Origin of the sequence: Planococcus halocryophilus (genome assembly GCF_022489025.1) — a bacterium.
In the GTDB taxonomy this organism is placed as follows: domain Bacteria; phylum Bacillota; class Bacilli; order Bacillales_A; family Planococcaceae; genus Planococcus; species Planococcus halocryophilus_A.
The window spans coordinates 1-18,298 of the sequence record NZ_JAKVTG010000026.1; the positions used below are offsets into that span (position 1 = coordinate 1).

16 protein-coding genes and 1 tRNA gene are annotated in these 18,298 nt (G+C 41.6%); 13 read left to right on the forward strand and 4 right to left on the reverse strand.

The features are described from left to right. Nucleotides 1-26: 26 nt before the first annotated feature. The 3 genes from argF to MLE13_RS17370 are packed head-to-tail and all read right to left on the reverse strand — an operon-like array spanning nt 27 to nt 5,135. Nucleotides 27-980: an ornithine carbamoyltransferase gene (gene argF, locus MLE13_RS17360; protein WP_240751043.1), complete on the reverse strand. Its 954-nt coding sequence runs from the start codon at nt 978-980 to the stop codon at nt 27-29. Continuing rightward, a complete protein-coding gene (locus MLE13_RS17365) occupies nt 977-4,072 on the reverse strand; it encodes a carbamoyl phosphate synthase large subunit (RefSeq protein WP_240751044.1) in 3,096 nt (1,031 codons plus the stop codon). The genes argF and MLE13_RS17365 overlap by 4 nt, the downstream gene beginning before the upstream one ends. After that, nucleotides 4,065-5,135 carry a carbamoyl phosphate synthase small subunit gene (locus MLE13_RS17370; RefSeq protein ID WP_240751045.1) on the reverse strand — a complete coding sequence of 357 codons (1,071 nt, stop codon included), beginning with the start codon at nt 5,133-5,135 and terminating at the stop codon, nt 4,065-4,067. The genes MLE13_RS17365 and MLE13_RS17370 overlap by 8 nt, the downstream gene beginning before the upstream one ends. A gap of 278 nt (nt 5,136-5,413) precedes the next feature. Here MLE13_RS17370 and MLE13_RS17375 point away from each other — a divergent pair, with 278 nt between their 5' ends. Both MLE13_RS17375 and MLE13_RS17380 read left to right on the forward strand, forming a co-directional pair. After that, nucleotides 5,414-5,836, forward strand: coding sequence for an FtsB family cell division protein (locus MLE13_RS17375; RefSeq protein WP_240751046.1), 423 nt, complete (start codon nt 5,414-5,416; stop codon nt 5,834-5,836). A 119-nt stretch (nt 5,837-5,955) separates the two neighbouring features. After that, the gene (locus tag MLE13_RS17380) at nt 5,956-6,378 is read left to right on the forward strand and encodes a S1 domain-containing RNA-binding protein (protein WP_008433134.1); all 423 of its coding nucleotides are present in this window, start codon (nt 5,956-5,958) and stop codon (nt 6,376-6,378) included. Between the two features lie 160 nt (nt 6,379-6,538). On the opposite strand, the gene MLE13_RS17385 is transcribed toward MLE13_RS17380, so the two are convergent. Further along, nucleotides 6,539-6,612 (reverse strand) — tRNA-Met (locus MLE13_RS17385). Between the two features lie 112 nt (nt 6,613-6,724). Between MLE13_RS17385 and tilS the strand changes: the two genes are divergently transcribed. From tilS to lysS, 11 genes are all read left to right on the forward strand, one after another. Continuing rightward, a complete protein-coding gene (gene tilS, locus MLE13_RS17390; protein ID WP_240751047.1) occupies nt 6,725-8,116 on the forward strand; it encodes a tRNA lysidine(34) synthetase TilS in 1,392 nt (463 codons plus the stop codon). A gap of 31 nt (nt 8,117-8,147) precedes the next feature. Next, complete coding sequence (gene hpt, locus MLE13_RS17395; protein WP_240751048.1) at nt 8,148-8,699, forward strand: hypoxanthine phosphoribosyltransferase; 552 nt, start codon at nt 8,148-8,150, stop codon at nt 8,697-8,699. 121 nt (nt 8,700-8,820) lie between these two features. Then, a complete protein-coding gene (gene ftsH / locus MLE13_RS17400; RefSeq protein WP_240751049.1) occupies nt 8,821-10,839 on the forward strand; it encodes an ATP-dependent zinc metalloprotease FtsH in 2,019 nt (672 codons plus the stop codon). Nucleotides 10,840-10,954: 115 nt separating this feature from the next. Beyond that, nucleotides 10,955-11,722 (forward strand): type III pantothenate kinase, encoded by a 768-nt coding sequence (locus MLE13_RS17405; RefSeq protein ID WP_240751050.1) that lies wholly within the window; start codon nt 10,955-10,957, stop codon nt 11,720-11,722. Nucleotides 11,723-11,739: 17 nt separating this feature from the next. Continuing rightward, nucleotides 11,740-12,621 carry an Hsp33 family molecular chaperone HslO gene (hslO, locus tag MLE13_RS17410; protein WP_240751051.1) on the forward strand — a complete coding sequence of 294 codons (882 nt, stop codon included), beginning with the start codon at nt 11,740-11,742 and terminating at the stop codon, nt 12,619-12,621. Further along, entirely contained in the window at nt 12,605-13,546 is a 942-nt protein-coding gene (locus tag MLE13_RS17415; RefSeq protein ID WP_240751052.1) for a peptidyl-prolyl cis-trans isomerase, read from the forward strand. Before hslO ends, MLE13_RS17415 begins: the two co-directional genes overlap by 17 nt. 133 nt (nt 13,547-13,679) lie before the next feature. Further along, nucleotides 13,680-14,621, forward strand: coding sequence for a cysteine synthase A (cysK, locus tag MLE13_RS17420; RefSeq protein WP_240751053.1), 942 nt, complete (start codon nt 13,680-13,682; stop codon nt 14,619-14,621). Between the two features lie 117 nt (nt 14,622-14,738). After that, nucleotides 14,739-15,551, forward strand: a complete 813-nt coding sequence (gene folP, locus MLE13_RS17425) for a dihydropteroate synthase (protein WP_240751054.1) — start codon at nt 14,739-14,741, stop codon at nt 15,549-15,551. Then, a complete protein-coding gene (folB, locus tag MLE13_RS17430) occupies nt 15,551-15,916 on the forward strand; it encodes a dihydroneopterin aldolase (RefSeq protein ID WP_240751055.1) in 366 nt (121 codons plus the stop codon). Before folP ends, folB begins: the two co-directional genes overlap by 1 nt. Continuing rightward, nucleotides 15,913-16,416 carry a 2-amino-4-hydroxy-6-hydroxymethyldihydropteridine diphosphokinase gene (gene folK, locus MLE13_RS17435; RefSeq protein WP_240751056.1) on the forward strand — a complete coding sequence of 168 codons (504 nt, stop codon included), beginning with the start codon at nt 15,913-15,915 and terminating at the stop codon, nt 16,414-16,416. The genes folB and folK overlap by 4 nt, the downstream gene beginning before the upstream one ends. Nucleotides 16,417-16,558: 142 nt before the next feature. Next, a complete protein-coding gene (gene lysS, locus MLE13_RS17440) occupies nt 16,559-18,043 on the forward strand; it encodes a lysine--tRNA ligase (protein ID WP_240751057.1) in 1,485 nt (494 codons plus the stop codon). The last annotated feature ends 255 nt before the right edge of the window (nt 18,044-18,298 follow it).

The following is an 18,298-nucleotide window of genomic DNA, read 5'->3' on the forward strand; positions in this document are numbered from 1 at the left end:
AAAATTCCTAAGGCTTTTTTTTCTGTTTATTTATCACCCATCAACGCAACAAGCACGGCTTTTTGTGCATGTAAACGATTTTCAGATTGCTGGAAAATGACGGAATGCGGACCTTCTAAAATAGCAGTAGTCACTTCTTCCTCACGGTGAGCAGGCAAGCAGTGCATAAAGATAAAGTCTTTATTGGCATACTTGATGAGTTCTTCGTTTACTTGAAACCCTTGGAAATGTTCTAGGCGTTCAATGGTTTCTTGTTCTTGCCCCATGCTCGCCCAAACGTCTGTATAAACGGCGTCACTACCAGTAACTGCTTTTTCCGGACTATCTGTAATTTCAATGGTCGAACCTGTATATTGCGCAATATCATTTGCTAACGCAACCATTTCTGCTGTAGGGGCATAAGCAGCAGGAGAAGCAATACTAATATCCATACCGACTTTAGCGGCCCCAATCATCAATGAATTGGCCATATTGTTACCATCTCCAATATAGGCCATTTTCTTGCCTTTTAACGTCCCGAAATGCTCGAGCATCGTCATTAAATCAGCCATCACTTGGCACGGGTGGTAATCGTCTGTTAAGCCGTTGATCACTGGAATCGAACTGAAATCCGCTAGTTCTTGAACCGTTGATTGGTGATATGTACGAATCATCAACCCGTCCAAATAACCTGACAAAACGCGTCCCGTATCAGCAATAGTTTCACCGCGTCCGAGTTGTGTATCTTGCGAACTCAAGAACATGGCGTTGCCTCCAAGTTGAAGCATTCCAGCTTCAAATGAAACGCGCGTACGGGTAGAGGATTTTTCAAAAATCATGCCGAGTACTTTTCCTTTTAATAGTGGCAAATGTTTGTTTTCAGGTTTTTTTAATTCAATAGCCAGATTCAGCAAATCCATCAATTCAGTTGTGCTGTAATCTTTTAGCGATAAAAAATCTTCTTGAATAATCGATGGGGCAAATGGGATCGCCATAGTCATTTTGCAAGCACTCCTTTCGGTAATAGGGTAGATGTTAAGCTGCCGTTAAACGCAGCCATTGTTTCAGGGCGTGTCCACACATGAAGACGGTGGATTGCGGCCTGTTTAGCAGTTGTACTGTCCGGGTCAGGAGAAAAATCGATATACGCTTTTTTATTTTCTGTTTGTAACCAGTCATTAAAAGACTGTGAGCTTTCAGTGATGACCGCGTGTCCAAGTGTTTTCCATACAGCGCTGTCGACTTGAGCGATCGATGAGTCTGCGACAAATAACGTACCGCCTTCAGTCAAGTCAGCCAATTGAACAGAAGCACCGCCTAGCGCTTTCGCTAACGCTAAATCTAAATCTGAACTGGATCCAATCACTTCGCCTGTCGACATCATTTCAGGTGATAGAACAGGAGACAAGCCAGGTAGTTTAATATGAGAGAATACCGGTGCTTTTACCGTATATTCAGGTTGTCCGTTGAAACTCTCTTCAATGGCAAGTTCTGCAAACGGCACGCCTAACAATAAAGCCGTAGCGTGTTGAACAAGTGGCACATCAGTGATTTTCGAGCTGATTGGCGCAGTACGTGATGCTCGTGGATTAATTTCCATAACGAATAATTGATTGTCTTCGTAAACAAATTGGATATTAAATAAGCCGGTATAGTCCATGTTTGTGGCGATGTGTTTTGCTGTTTCAGTTAGTTCTTGCAAGTCACGTTCTGATAATGAAACCGGTGGCGTAATCGAGATGCTATCACCAGAATGAACACCGGTTCCTTCCACGTGTTCGAAAATAGCCGACACCCAAACATTGTCGCCATCGGTTAAAATATCCGCTTCGACTTCTTTGCCGGTAACGAAATGATCGACCAATACAGGGAACGCCATTGTCGTTTCGTGCAACCATTCAGTTAGTTCTTTTTCATTCGCTAACACAACCATGCCACGCCCACCGATGACGTAAGAGGGACGCAATAACACGGGAAAGCCGAGTGAACGAGCTGCCGGTATAACGTTGGTGGCATTCAGCGCCGTTTTACCAGGAATGGTCGGTAAGCCGATCGATTCCAAAAATGCATAAAAACGATCGCGGTCTTCCATTTGGTCTAGTAAATCCACTGTCGAGCCTAGAACCGTAATGCCCGCGCTTTCTAAAGCTGCTGCTACATTCAGTGAAGTTTGTCCACCAAATTGAAGAATGACTTGATTGATGCCTTCAAAGTCCAACACATTCAAAATGTCTTCCGGAGTAATTGGTTCAAAGTACAGCGCGTCTGCTATTTCGTAATCGGTGCTGACGGTTTCTGGATTATTATTAATCATAATCGCTTCATAACCGAGTTTTTGAGCAGCTAAAACACTGTGTACACAACAATAATCAAATTCGATGCCTTGACCAATGCGAATTGGGCCCGATCCAATCACTGCTACTTTTTTCTTATGATGAGGTCGGCTGACGTCTGAAGCACCTTGCCAACTCGAATAAAAATAATTGGTATTTGACGAAAATTCAGCAGCGCACGTATCAATCATGCGATAAGCAGGAGTTACTTGCCAAAGCCTACGTTGCCCCCAAACTTCAGAACACGAAACATTCCATAAATCTGCTAGTTGTTGATCGCTAAAACCTAATGTCTTTGCTTGAAGCAAGCGACTGCGTGTCATGTTGTTCCAGTCGGTTTGTTGAAGTTTCTGCCATTCTTCAACGATATTGTTCATCACCCATAAGAAGTAAGGGGTAATGCCTGTGATGCCATGTAAAAAATCAATCGTTTTGTCACGTATCAATAATTCAAAAAGGACGAACAGGCGGCGATCATCGGCTTCGGTAGCCAACTCGCATAAATTTTCTGTTGAAAACTTGCTAAGAGCAGGTAAGCGGAAGCCGTCGATTGGCAACTCGAGTGAACGAATGGCTTTTTGCAAAGCCGCTTCCATGCTACGTTCAATTGCCATAACTTCACCAGTAGCTTTCATTTGTGTACCCAGCTTGCGTTCGATTTGCGGGAATTGATCAAATGGCCAACGCGGAATTTTAACAGCTACATAATCGAGTGCTGGCTCGAAACTAGCAAATGTAGTACCTGTTACCGGGTTTTTTAATTCTGCTAATTGATAGCCAAGTGCCAACTTCGCTGCAATTTTAGCAATCGGATAACCGGTTGCTTTTGAAGCGAGAGCGGATGAACGACTCACGCGCGGGTTAACTTCGATTAAATAATAAGCGGAAGTTTCAGGGTGTAACGCGAACTGTACATTACATGCACCGATGATGCCGAGCGCTTTAATAATGTGGATTGAAGAGCTACGCAACATATGGAAGTCTTGATCGTTTAATGTTTGGCTAGGTGCTACGACAATCGAGTCGCCTGTATGCACACCAACGGGATCGAAGTTTTCCATATTGCAAATTGTGATACACGTTCCGTCTGCGTCACGCATTACTTCGTATTCGATTTCTTTATAGCCTGCAATACTGATTTCGACTAGACATTGCTTGATCGGACTGGCACTTAATCCTTGTTTGACTAAGTCAATATAGGTTTTTTCATCTTGAGCAATACCACCACCAAAGCCACCAAGTGTATAAGCAGGACGTACGATGAGTGGATAGCCCGCGGAATCCGCAAATTCCAAAGCGCCTTCAATCGAATAAATAATGTCACTATCAGGAACCGGCTCGCCTAAGTGATTCATCAAGGAGCGGAATTGTTCACGATCTTCCGCTTGTTTAATGGCTTTCATATCCGTACCCAGTAAAGTAACACCATATTTCGTTAAAATACTTGAATCAGATAAAGCCATTGCTAAATTTAAGGCAGTTTGCCCGCCAACTGTCGCAAGCAAACCATCCGGTCGTTCTTTTTCGATAATGGCAGTGACGCTATCTAACGTTAGCGGTTCGAAGTAGACTTTATCGGAAATAGACCGATCGGTCATGATTGTTGCAGGATTATTGTTGATTAAGATGACTTCCACGCCTTCTTCTTTTAATGCGACACAAGCTTGGGTGCCGGAATAATCGAATTCAGCAGCTTGTCCGATGACAATGGCACCTGAGCCAATAACCAATACTTTTTTTATGTGTTCGTGCTTAGGCATGGACTTTCACTCCTTCTTGCTGTTTTGCTACATTTAAAAATTGCTCGAATAATTCAAGGTGGTCAGTTGGACCAGGTGCTGCTTCTGGATGAAATTGGACGGTAGTTACTGGCAAAGTATCGTGAACAAGTCCTTCGATACTGCCGTCGTTGACATTTTTATAAAGAACCGAAAAAGGTGTAGGTGTAAGGCTATCGCTTTCGACGACATAGCTGTGATTTTGTGAACTCATGCTGACGCGTTTTGTTTGCAAGTTCATTACAGGGTGATTGGCTCCGCGGTGACCATAGGCGAGCTTCGTCGTTTTCGCGCCAAATGCGGAAGCTAGTACTTGGTGGCCAAGACAAATGCCGAAACTCGGATATCGCTCTGCCCAGTCGCGGTATGTCGGAAACAGCTGTTGAAGAGCGGCGGGGTCTCCAGGACCATTTGAGAATAGCAGACCATCAAGACCAAGACGATCGAGCTGTTCTGTTGGGGTTGCATAAGGAATGATCGTCACTTTGCAATCAAGTAGCAGCAATTGTTTCAAGATGGACGATTTATAATAGAAATCAATCAACCCAATATGCGTCGCACCGTTTCCGATTGTTTGAAGCTCTTGTGTGGTTTGAGTAGCAGGGAAGAAATGCGTTTGCACCGGCTCCCAAGCTAATTCGGAGAAAGACTCATGCAGCAATTGCGATTGCATCGTGCCGGAATCGCGAATGTTTTGGATAACAGAGCGTGTATCGACACCGCTTAAAATCGGAATGCTGTGGTTATCGGCAAACGCAGCAAGTGAGATGGCCTCATTGCAAAGAGGTCCTTCATATAAGTTCGCAACAATAATGCCGGATGCTTGAATCAAATCAGATTGTGCATAAAGCGATTGGATTCCGTATTGTCCAATAAGAGGATAAGAAAATACAATGATTTGTCCTTTATACGAAGGATCTGTTAAAACTTCTTCGTAACCAGTCATGCCTGTGAAAAAGACAATTTCTCCTTGAATTGCAGAAGCTTTGCCGTGCCACTTACCATTAAATGCTTTGCCATTTGCTAACGTTACTGTACCTGACATTCTTTCACCCCTATTTTATTCATTGATAATGTATATTTATTAAATTATTTTTTTGGTTTTTATTGAAATTCCTTTTAATGTTAAGTGAAAAGATAATGATAAGTATTATATGTCTGTATAAAAATTAAGTCAACTGTATTTTTATGATAAAATAAAAATCAGTCGTAAGTCCTTATCGAAGAAAGAAGTGAAAAAAGGGAAAATTATTGAAAACGCTTATATTCTTAGGGCATTTCATGTATAATAATGACAAAGTTAGTATGAAGGGAGAGCGGGTCATGAGTTTGAAGAGAGATAACAAAGCTGAAAAGCGCGAAGTCACCTCAATTCGCAATGACTATGTCCGTTCGGTTGAAATCGAAGAAAAGCGCAAGTCTGCTCACAAAGTTCGATTAATGAGGAGATTGGCAGTATTTGGGTTTGTGATTTTAATGGCGACTATATGGATTGGGTCGACTATTTATGCACAAACACAAACCATTTCTGAAAAAGCGCAGCTTCGTGAAGAAGCGTTGCTAGAACTTGAACAAGTTGAAAAGCAGCAAAATCAGCTAGAAGAACAAATCTTGCTATTGAATGACGAAGAATATTTGGCTAAATTAGCGCGTAAAGATTACTTCCTATCAGAAGAAGGAGAAATCATTTTTACTACACCACATGACGAAAAAAAAGATGAAGAAAAGCCATCAGAAAAAGAGTAGTCAGTTGACACTCTTTTTTTGATGGTTATAATAAAAAGTGGGACAAGTCCCGCAAAATGACAGCGTGACCCAATATCGCTTTGGAGTCACCTTAAATTTTAAGGAGGAGCATTTTTTTTATGTCGATTGAAGTAGGCAGCAAGTTAGAAGGTAAAGTCACAGGTATTACAAACTTTGGAGCATTTGTTCAGCTTCCAACTGGTGCAACAGGCCTCGTGCATATAAGTGAAGTAGCCGACAACTATGTAAAAGATATTAACGATCATCTTAAAGTTGGCGAAATGGTAGAAGTGAAAGTCATGAATGTAGAAGCAGACGGGAAGATTGGGCTTTCAATTCGTAAAGCGAAGCCACAACCAGCTGGCGGCACAGAACGACCACAACGACCACGCCCGAGCAACAATCGTTCATTTGATCGCGCTCCAAAAGAGAACTTTGAAACAAAAATGGCGAAGTTCTTAAAAGATAGCGAAGAAAATATGACGACCTTAAAACGCGCGACTGAATCAAAACGTGGCGGCAGAGGGGCAAAAAGAGGCTAACTTGCTAGCTGTTTTAATAGTATAGGGAAATGCTTCAATACAGCTTGAAATTTATACTGAAACGCTTCTCAACTTGAGAAGCGTTTATTTTTTTACTATTAATTTTTGAAATAAAAAAAGCAGCGCCCTGGAAGGACGCTGCTTTAAAATGAAACTATGATGGCGGCAGAGGGGATCGAACCCCCGACCTCACGGGTATGAACCGTACGCTCTAGCCAGCTGAGCTACGCCGCCTTGTTTAAACGAACATTTAATAGCATACTATTGATAGATGCGTCTGTCAATTACAATTTACAATTTTTTTAGACAGATTTTAAAGACAGAGATAAGCAGGTGAGATGAAGAAATGGGGAGTTTTCAAGTATTACTGATGAAATACATTAACAAGCATAAACTGATGCAAGCTGGAGATAAGGTACTCGTTGGTTGTTCAGGCGGAATTGATTCGATGGTCTTACTTTATTTCTTGAATTCAATAAAGGCCGAACTAGGCATTTCAGTCGCGGCTGTTCATGTAGATCATATGTTAAGAGGCGAAGAATCTCATAAAGATCGCTTGTTTACCGAAGAAAAAGCGAAACAATGGGGCATTGAATATTTTAGTCGAGCGATTCCCATTCCAGAGATTTTAGAAAAAAAAGGTGGTAATAAGCAACAAGTATGCCGAACCGAGCGCTATACTTATTTTCTTGAAGTCATGGAACAAACTGGTGCCACTAAATTTGCGACGGCCCATCACGCGGACGATCAACTCGAAACGATCTTGATGTCTGGAGTACGAGGTAGTTTGCAGGATGGCTCATTTGGCATGTTAGCTAGCCGCCCGTTTGGAAGCGGTCATTTGATTCGCCCGCAATTGGCAGTGGTCAAAGAGCAAATTGTAGCTTATGCAAAAGCGCAAGGCATTTCATATCGGGAAGATTCGAGTAACGCTGAAGCGGCATATACACGGAATCGTTTGCGCCAAAAAGTTTTGCCGCTCTTAAAAGAAGAAAATAACGATGTTTCTCAAAATTTTGTGGAACTAGCTGAAGATATGCAACAAGATCAACAGTTTTTACAGGATTTAGCCGAACAGAAATTGAAACAAATAATGAGAGTGGAAAATAAAAAAATCATTTTATCTGCCAAAAGTTTCAGAGTTGAAGCGCATGCTTTACAAAAAAGAATGGTTCTACTACTATTAAACTATCTATATAATCCGAAGCAAGTTCCGTTAACTAGACAGTTGGTCGAACAAATGCAGGAAATGATGCAAAGTTCATCGGGTACTGTTTTTTTACATTTGCCGCAAAATTATATAGCAATTCGCCAATACGACACGGTTTTGCTCAGTCACCAATCGCAAGAAACGGTGACTGGACTGACATCCATCAACATTACTGCTAACTGGACACCTGTTTATCATGGACGCCAGTATAAGGTGGTGCCAACTGTTCGACAAGAACAAACGGAAAATGCCACAACTTGGTATTTTCAAGCACCGGAAAACGCCAGTTTCTTTTTGCGAAGTAGAAAACCGGGTGATCGGATTCTGCTTACGGGGATGAATCATCCAAAAAAACTGTCACGTTTAATGATTGATGAAAAAATCCCTGTGCCTATGAGAGAAAGTTGGCCTGTCATCACGACTGACAAAAACGAACTTTTACTAGTGCCAGGCTTACGACCATCTGCCCTCGTTAGTCGTCAAAAGCGAGATGGAGACAATTGGGTACTAATTGAACAACTTTTATAAAATGAAAACAAGGAATACTAGGAGGTCCACCATGTTACAGAATGACATTAAAGAAATTTTAATTAGCGAAGAACAATTGCAGGACAAAGCACGTGAACTAGGAGCGGCGTTAACAGAGGATTATAAAGGTAAATATCCACTAGCTATCGGCGTTTTAAAAGGTGCAATGCCATTCATGGGAGATTTGATGAAACGCATTGATGGTTTTATTGAAATGGATTTCATGGATGTTTCGAGTTACGGCAACGCGACTGTTTCTTCTGGAGAAGTTAAAATTGTGAAAGATTTGAATGCGAGTGTTGAAGGGCGCGATCTATTAATCATCGAAGACATTATTGATAGTGGAATGACACTTAGCTATTTGGTGGACCTGTTTAAGTACCGGAAAGCAAACTCAATCAAAATCGTTACCTTATTGGATAAGCCAACAGGGCGCAAAGTAGACTTGAAAGCTGATTATGTTGGCTTTGAAGTACCTGATGCGTTTGTTGTTGGATACGGCTTGGATTACGCAGAAAAATACCGGAATTTACCGTATATCGGAATTTTGAAGCCTGCAATTTATAGCGAAGAAGCAGAATAGACAACGATCGTTCACAGTCTATCGATTAAACAGCGAGAATAAGGCCTTTTCGTTGTATGCTGAAATGTTCCTATGGTAGTATTTAGTATAGTTTTAGGGAAACTTTATGAGGGGGCGCGGGATGAATCGGATATTTCGATACACCATATTTTATTTACTGATTTTCCTAGTTATTATCGGGATTCTGGGTACCTTTAACAATAGTAACCAGCCGACTGAAAATATAGGATATAACGAATTTTTGGAAGCATTGGAAAATGGGGAGATTGAGGAAGTTACAATCCAACCGGATGCTATGGTTTATGAAGTCACAGGGAAAATGACTGGATATGAAGAAGGTCAATCTTTTGTAACGAATATTCCATTAGAAAACGAAGCGTTAACTGCTGAAATTGATGCAGTCGCAAAAGCACAAGATGGTGTCGAGATTGAATATTTGAAAGCTCCACAAACAAGTGGTTGGGTTTCATTTTTCACAGGTATCATTCCATTTATCATCATTTTCATCCTTTTCTTCTTCTTACTTAATCAATCACAAGGCGGCGGAGGCGGTCGTGTGATGAACTTTGGTAAAAGTAAAGCGAAGTTATATGATGATCAAAAACAAAAAGTTCGCTTTAATGACGTAGCTGGAGCAGATGAAGAGAAACAAGAACTTGTAGAAGTTGTTGATTTCTTGAAAGATCCGCGCAGATTCGCAGACATTGGCGCTCGCATTCCAAAAGGTATTTTACTTGTTGGACCTCCGGGTACCGGTAAAACCTTACTAGCACGTGCTGTTGCCGGAGAAGCAGGCGTTCCATTCTTCTCTATCAGTGGTTCGGACTTTGTTGAGATGTTTGTCGGTGTCGGGGCTTCTCGAGTTCGTGATTTGTTTGAAAACGCGAAGAAAAACGCACCTTGTATCATTTTCATCGATGAAATCGACGCAGTCGGACGCCAACGTGGCGCTGGTCTCGGTGGTGGACACGATGAGCGTGAGCAAACATTAAACCAACTATTGGTTGAAATGGATGGCTTTGGTGCAAACGAAGGCGTTATTATTATTGCTGCAACAAACCGTCCGGACATTCTGGATCCGGCTTTACTTCGTCCGGGACGTTTTGACCGTCAGATTACTGTAGGTCGTCCGGATGTTAAAGGCCGTGAAGAAGTTCTTAAAGTTCACGCGCGTAATAAACCGCTTGACGAAAATGTTGATTTAAAAGCAATCGCTCAGCGTACGCCTGGATTCTCAGGTGCCGATTTAGAGAACTTATTGAACGAAGCAGCACTTGTTGCGGCTCGTCGCAGTAAACTTAAAATTGATATGTCTGATCTTGATGAAGCATCTGACCGCGTTATCGCAGGTCCTGCTAAGAAAAACCGCGTTATTTCGAAAAAAGAACGCAATATCGTGGCATTCCACGAAGCGGGACATACGGTTATCGGGTTAACGCTTGATGACGCTGAAACTGTTCACAAAGTAACGATCGTTCCTCGCGGACAAGCTGGCGGCTATGCTGTCATGCTACCAAAAGAAGATCGTTACTTTATGACAAAACCTGAATTGCTTGATAAGATTTCTGGTTTACTAGGCGGACGTGTAGCAGAAGATATCATGTTCGGTGAAGTATCTACCGGCGCTCATAACGATTTCCAGCGTGCAACGGCAATTGCCCGCAGCATGGTAACGGAATACGGCATGAGTGACAAAATCGGTCCGGTTCAATTCGGTACAGCGCAAGGCGGTAACGTATTCTTAGGGCGTGACTTTAACTCTGAACAAAATTATTCAGATGCCATTGCCTTTGAAATTGATCAGGAAATGCAACGTATTATCAAAGAGCAGTATATTCGCACGAAAGAAATTCTGACTGAGAAGAAAGAACTTCTTGAATTGGTTGCGACGACATTGCTTGAAGTGGAAACTTTAGATGCGGCACAAATTCTGCATTTGAAAGACCACGGTACGCTTCCTGAACGAGATTACGAAACGTTAAACGGTGATTTCGGAGACGAAAGTAAAACAAATTTAAAAAAAGATAGCGACACTTCAGAAGCGATAGGTGCACCAGCTGATCCTTCAGCGGGAGACTTGCCTTCAGAAGACGTACAAACGGACTCAGTAGGAGATTCGATTGACGAAAAACGCAAATAATAAGAGTGACGAGCTGGTTGCCTATTCCCTTACTAAAGGGAAGGCAATCAGCTTTTTGCTTTCTTTAAATTGTGGTATGATGTGTTGGAAATTCGTCGATAAGTGAGGCTAAAACATGATTTTGGTAATGGATGCTGGAAATACAAGTATTGTTCTAGGAGTATACGATCAAGATCAATTAATGCACCATTGGCGTATGGAAACACTTCGTCATAAAACAGAAGATGAATATGGCATGCAGATTAAAACATTTCTCCAAGATGTCGATTTAAGTTTTTCATCGGTCACCGGTGTTATTATGTCGTCCGTTGTCCCGCCTATCGTCTCTACTTTAGAGCGGATGTGCCAAAAATATTTTCAGGTAAAACCGTTGATAGTTGGACCTGGTGTGAAAACAGGATTGAACATTAAGTATGATAATCCTCGTGAAGTAGGCACTGACCGAATCGTAAATGCAGTCGCGGCAATCCATGAATACGGGAGTCCGTTGATTATTGTTGATTTTGGCACGGCCAATACTTTCTGTTATATTAATGAAAAGCAACAATACATGGGAGGCGCCATTGCTCCCGGTATTAATATTTCAACAGAAGCGCTATATGCTCGTGCTGCTAAACTTCCGCGGATTGAAATCGCTACACCAGAGCATGTAGTGGGTAAAAATACGATTTCTGCCATGCAAGCCGGTATTGTTTATGGTTATGTTGGCCAAATAGAAGGAATTGTCTCGCGCATGAAAAAAGACAGTAAAGAAAAGCCGGTAGTTATTGCGACTGGCGGTATGGCTTCTTTAATTGCTAGTGAAACAACCATTATTGATTATGTAGATCCTTTTTTAACGTTAAAAGGACTATATTTAATTTACAAACGCAATCAAGCGTAAAGAAAGGAACGATAGATGTGTCAGATTATTTAGTTCGCGGTCTCGGTTTTAATGGGAGTGTCCGTGCATTTGCAGTAGACAGCACGAAAACAGTAGGAGAAGCACAACGTCGCCATATGATGTGGCCAACCGCTTCGGCAGCTTTAGGGAGAGCGATGACAGGTGGCGTGATGCTTGGAGCTATGCTAAAAGGCGATGATAAAGTAACGATTAAGTTTGAAGGTGGCGGACCTGTTGGCGCATTACTAGTAGACAGCAATGCTAACGGTGGTGTTCGTGGCTATGTTTCTAATCCGCAAACTCATTTTGATTTAAACGAGCTAGGTAAATTAGATGTTAGTCGTGCAGTTGGAACAACCGGTATGATGTCAGTTGTTAAAGATTTAGGTATGCGCGATAATTTCACGGGTCAAACACCGATTGTTTCAGGTGAAATCGCCGAAGACTTCACCTATTATTTTGCTACTTCAGAACAAATACCTTCATCAGTTGGACTAGGCGTTTTAGTAGATACAGACAACTCGATTTTGGCAGCGGGTGGATTTATCATTCAATTGATGCCAAATACGGATGATGAAACCATCACGAAAATCGAAGAACGTCTTTCTGGTATTGAACCTGTTTCTCATATGATTCAACGTGGATTGTCGCCAGAAGAAATTCTTGATGCAGTACTTGGAGAAGGAAATGTCCAAATTCTTGATAAAATGCCGGTGAATTTCGAATGTAATTGTTCTAAAGACCGTTTTGCAACTGCTATTCTTGGACTGGGGAAAAAAGAAATTCAAGACATGATCGACGAAGACGGAATGGCGGAAGCGCAATGCCATTTCTGCTTAGAGACGTACCATTATTCTAAAGAGGAACTCGAGACGTTTATCAATGAGCTCCAACTATAATAACCGGCGACCTGTGCCGCCGGCAGGTACAGACAAGCCTAAACGACATTTAAAAACCAAACCGGTGCTAATGATCATCGGGGTACTATTGTTATTTAATATTTTATGGTTAATTGCTTGGTTAATTCCAAACGATACGGGCAAAGTGGAAAAAGTCGCTTCTGTCAGTGGTGAAGCAATCACGCGAGAAGAGTGGTTGGCTTCTATGGAAGAACAGCATGGCCGCGAAGCGTTACTTGAGTTAGTCAATGAAAAAGTAATGGCCACTGCAGCTAAAGATTACGGGATCGAAGTCAGTGACAAAGAAATTGATTTGGAGTTAGCGCTAGTGCGTTCTTCACGAGATGGTACAGAAACCGCGTTATATGCAGTGGACGATACACGTCAACGCGAAAAAATAAAAGCCCAATTAATTTTAGAAAAAGTGCTGACTAAAGACGTCGTCATTGAAAAAGAAGAGATTAAAGCGTTTTATGACGATAACGAGTCACTCTACGATGTGAAAGATTCGTATCGCACGCGCATCATCGTTCTAAACTCATCGGCAGAAGCCGAAGAAACCATTAAAGAACTTGAAAAAGGTTCTTCATTCGAAGCGACTGCTCGTGAACGGTCGATTGACAGTGCAACGGGTAATCTTGGTGGAGATATTGGGTATATATCCAATGGCGAACCAAGTATAGATACCAATATTGCCAAAGCTGTTTCGAAAGTAGAAATCGGCGGATGGTCTTCGCCGTTGGCACTGGAAAACGGCAAAACTGCTATTATTTCCGTGACAGAAAAAGTGGATGGCCAAACATTTTCTTATGAAGATGTAGAAGGGCATATTAATCGTGAGCTAGCATTAGAGCAATTGCCACAAGCGGTGACTCCTGAAGCTTTCTGGCAAGAGTTTGACGCTGAATGGTTTTATGGAGAATAGGTATTCATTAGACGTTTCGTTACGGAACGTCTATTTTTTATAAATTCATGCAATTTGACAAAAGACCCGCCGTATTGATAACATTAGCTTCATTAAAGTCGACAAAATTACTAGGGATTAGGAGTGTTGAAAAATGGCGCGTGTAGGAAACTCAATTACTGAATTGATTGGACAAACACCAACTGTGAAGTTAAATCGGTTAACAGGTCCTGAAGATGCAGACGTTTATTTGAAATTGGAATACTTTAACCCAGGCAGTAGTGTAAAAGACAGAATTGCACTTGCGATGATTGAAGCGGCTGAAAAGTCCGGGGATTTAAAAGAAGGCGATACCATTATCGAACCGACAAGTGGGAACACAGGAATTGGTTTAGCGATGATCGCAGCGGCAAAAGGATACAAATCTGTTTTGGTTATGCCAGAGACAATGAGCATGGAGCGTCGCAACTTATTGCGTGCTTACGGCGCTGAATTGATTTTAACGCCAGGTCCAGACGGTATGAACGGTCCGAATGGAGCGATTAAGACGGCTGAAAAAAATGCAGCTGAACATGGTTGGTTTATGCCCCAACAATTTAATAACGAAGCAAATCCAGAAATACACCGTTTAACGACGGGTCCGGAAATCGTTGAAACAATGGGTGATCAATTAGATGCGTTTATTTCAGGAATTGGTACAGGTGGAACGATCACAGGTGCTGGCCAAGTATTGAAAGAAAAGTATCCGGAAATTCGCATCGTCGCGGTTGAGCCTGCTGATTCAGCGGTCTTATCAGGTTGTAAGCCGGGACCTCACAAAATCCAAGGAATTGGGGCTGGGTTTATTCCTGCTGTACTCGATACCAAAATATACGATGAAATTATTCAAGTAACGAACGATCAATCGTATGATACAGCGCGTCAAGCGGCTCGTGAAGAAGGCATTCTTGGAGGGGTATCTTCAGGAGCGGCCATTTACGCCGCGCTTCAAGTTGCAAAACGTTTAGGTAAAGGCAAAAAAGTATTAGCGATCATTCCGTCTAACGGAGAACGCTACTTAAGCACACCTCTTTACCAATTTGATGAGTCTAACTAAACGATTAAAAAGAGCGGGCATAGTGTCCGCTCTTTTTCTATGGAAACAAACCGGTCAAATAAGGTAAGATGAAGGCGCGCTTAATGATACATATTCGAATGTTGGACGGTGAATTCTGTGGAAATCAATGTTAAAGATAAAACGCTCGTTATGGGCATATTAAACGTCACGCCTGACTCTTTTTCTGACGGTGGAAAGTATAGTGGAGTGGAACAAGCATTGACGCATGCTGAGCAAATGATTGCGGATGGTGTGGACATTATCGACGTAGGCGGTGAATCCACTCGACCAGGTCATGTGCAAATTTCAGAAGAAGAAGAGATTGGGCGAATCATTCCTGTAATCAAGGAGTTGCGTCAAAAATTCAATATATTAATTTCGGTAGATACCTATAAATCACGTGTCGCAGAAGCCGCAATAGCAGCAGGTGCCCATATTATTAACGATATTTGGGGAGCTAAATACGATTCGGAGATTGCGAACGTCGCGGCAAAATGGAACGTGCCAATCATCTTGATGCATAATCGCAACGATAGGGCTTATTCAAATTTTCAAGAGAATTTATTGGAGGGTCTTACTGAAAGTATTGAAATCGCTCTTTCTGCTGGAGTGCCAAGAGAAAATATCTGGCTTGATCCAGGAGTTGGATTTGTTAAATCGGTAGAGCAAAACCTTCAAGCAATCCAGTCGATTGCACTAATAGCGAAATGGGGTTATCCGGTGCTTCTTGGTACCTCTAGAAAGTCATTCATTGGCAAAATTTTAGATACCACTGTAGAAGAACGGTTGGAAGGTTCACTCGCAACAGTTTGCTATGGCATCACACAAGGGTGTAATATCGTCCGAGTTCACGACGTGAAAGAAACAGTGCGTGCGGTGCGGATGATGGATGCACTAACAGGCAAACGCCCATATGAGGAGGAGAAATAATGGATTTTATTCATGTAAATGATATGGAGTTTTATGGTTATCACGGAGTGTTCCCTGAGGAAACGAAATTGGGTCAACGATTTCGCTTAACGGTTTCGTTAGCTGTGGATTTGCAGCAAGCTGGAGAAACGGATGCGCTAGAGCATACGGTACATTACGGAGAAGTCTACGAAGCGTGTCGTTCAATTGTTGAGGGGGAGCCGAAGAAATTAGTGGAAGCTGTAGCAGAAAGTGTAGCTAGCCGAATTTTAGCCGAATTTCCTTTAGTGCAAGGCATACGCGTTCAGTTGATCAAACCAGACCCTCCGATTCCTGGTCACTATAAATCTGTAGCGATTGAATTGACGCGAGGAAAGTTCGCATGAGCCAAAGTTATTTGTCGCTAGGCTCTAATATGGGGGACCGCTTCGAGATGTTGAGGCAAGCTGTATCGCAACTTTCAAAATCTCCATCCATTAAAGTTATCCGCATCTCTTCTCTGTACGAAACAGATCCCGTCGGATTTACAGAGCAGGAACCTTTTCTAAATATGGTCGTTCAGCTCGAAACGGAATTAGATGCATTCGCTTTGTTGGATGTGTGCCAGGAGATTGAAGAAAATTTAAATCGAAAGCGCATTGTTAGGTGGGGACCGAGGACGATAGATCTTGATATTTTATTGTATAACCAAGACAACATACAAAACGATAGGCTCGTAGTGCCGCATCCGCGAATGGATGAAAGAGCCTTTGTTGTTGTGCCATTACTCGAAATAAATCCAGAATTTAAAATAGCAGATAACTTTGAGGTGGAAGGCGTTCGTATATGGAAGTCGTATAACGACATTGAAACGTTCTTGCAGGATGTCCAAACGGAGTTGCAATAGAAATTATATCTTTATTAATTAGTGGAACGTAAAGCTGCCACAAATTCGTGGCAGCTTTTTTATGTAGTATGGTAAGAAATTGTGTACAATAGAGAAATACATGAATGAGATTTAGTGTTAAACAGATAAAGGAGTGTAGGGCATGTCAGAAGAATTAAACGATCAATTAGTAGTTAGACGACAAAAAATGCAAAATTTCCGAGATAACGGAATGGATCCGTTCGGTGGCCGTTTCGAACGAACTCACTTATCTCAAGAAATAATTGAGCAATGCGGAGAGCTTTCTAAAGAGGAACTTGAAGAAGCAGCGCATGAAGTAGTGATTGCTGGACGAGTTATGACTAAGCGTGGAAAAGGTAAAGCTGGCTTTGCGCATATTCAAGATTTGAAAGGTCAAATCCAAATTTATGTTCGTAAAGATGCAATTGGTGATGAAGCTTACGAGTTTTATAACACAGTTGACTTAGGGGACATCCTTGGGATTAAAGGCGTCGTATTTAAAACAAATGTAGGCGAACTTTCTATTAAAGCAAAAGAAGTGGAATTCCTTACAAAAGCGTTGCGCCCATTACCGGAAAAATTCCATGGCTTAAAAGATGTTGAACAACGTTACCGTCAGCGTTATTTAGACTTGCTTACAAGTGAAGAAAGCAAAGAGACGTTTATTCTGCGTAGTAGAATTATCCAATCTATGCGTCGTTACTTAGATAACGAAGGATTCTTGGAAGTTGAAACTCCGATGCTTCATTCAATTGCTGGAGGAGCGGCTGCAAAGCCGTTCATTACACACCACAACGCATTAGATATGGAATTGTATATCCGTATTGCGATTGAGCTGCATTTAAAACGATTAATTGTAGGTGGATTAGAGAAGGTTTATGAAATTGGGCGTGTCTTCCGTAACGAAGGAATCTCAACTCGTCATAACCCTGAATTCACGATGTTAGAATTATATGAAGCTTACGCAGATTATAACGACATCATGGCACTTACAGAAAATTTAGTAGCTCATATTGCACAAGAAGTTCTAGGAACTACTACAGTGCAATACGGAGAAGATCAAATTGAATTGGCTGTAGGTTGGAAGCGACTGCATATGGCTGATGCTGTTAAAGAATATACAGGTGTAGACTTCTGGGATCACTTGACTAAAGAAGAAGCTCAAGCTCTAGCGAAAGAACACGGTATTGATATTAAGCCTACAATGGAAGTTGGGCATATCTTAAATGAGTTCTTTGAACAAAAAGTGGAAGAGCAGTTAGTTCAACCAACCTTTATTTATGGACATCCAGTTGAAATTTCGCCTTTAGCTAAGAAGAATCCAGAAGATGAACGTTTTACAGATCGTTTTGAATTGTTTATAGTACGCCGTGAACATGCTAATGCATTCACAGAGTTAAACGACCCAATTGACCAACGTCAGCGTTTTGAAGCCCAATTGGTAGAAAAAGCTGAAGGTAACGACGAAGCTCATGAAATGGATGAAGATTTTATTGAAGCTTTAGAATATGGATTACCACCAACAGGGGGATTAGGGATCGGTATCGACCGGTTAATTATGTTGTTAACTAATTCTTCATCTATTAGAGACGTTTTATTGTTCCCGCAAATGCGTCCGAAAGAATAGAAAAGTAAAGAGGGATGCCGATTTAAAGGTCTTTGATCTTTGAGTCGGTTTTTTTAAAAAAAACACTTGTATCAAATTTTGAATGGTGCTATACTATTTCTTGTCGCGTTTTTCATAATAAAAGATGCGGAGAAATAAAAAAGAAAAAAGTTGTTGACTTCTTAAAAAGAAGTTGGTAATATTGAAAAGTCGCCGTGACATTAAGCGGTAAATAACTTGAACCTTGAAAACTGAACAGCAAAACGTCAACAAAAC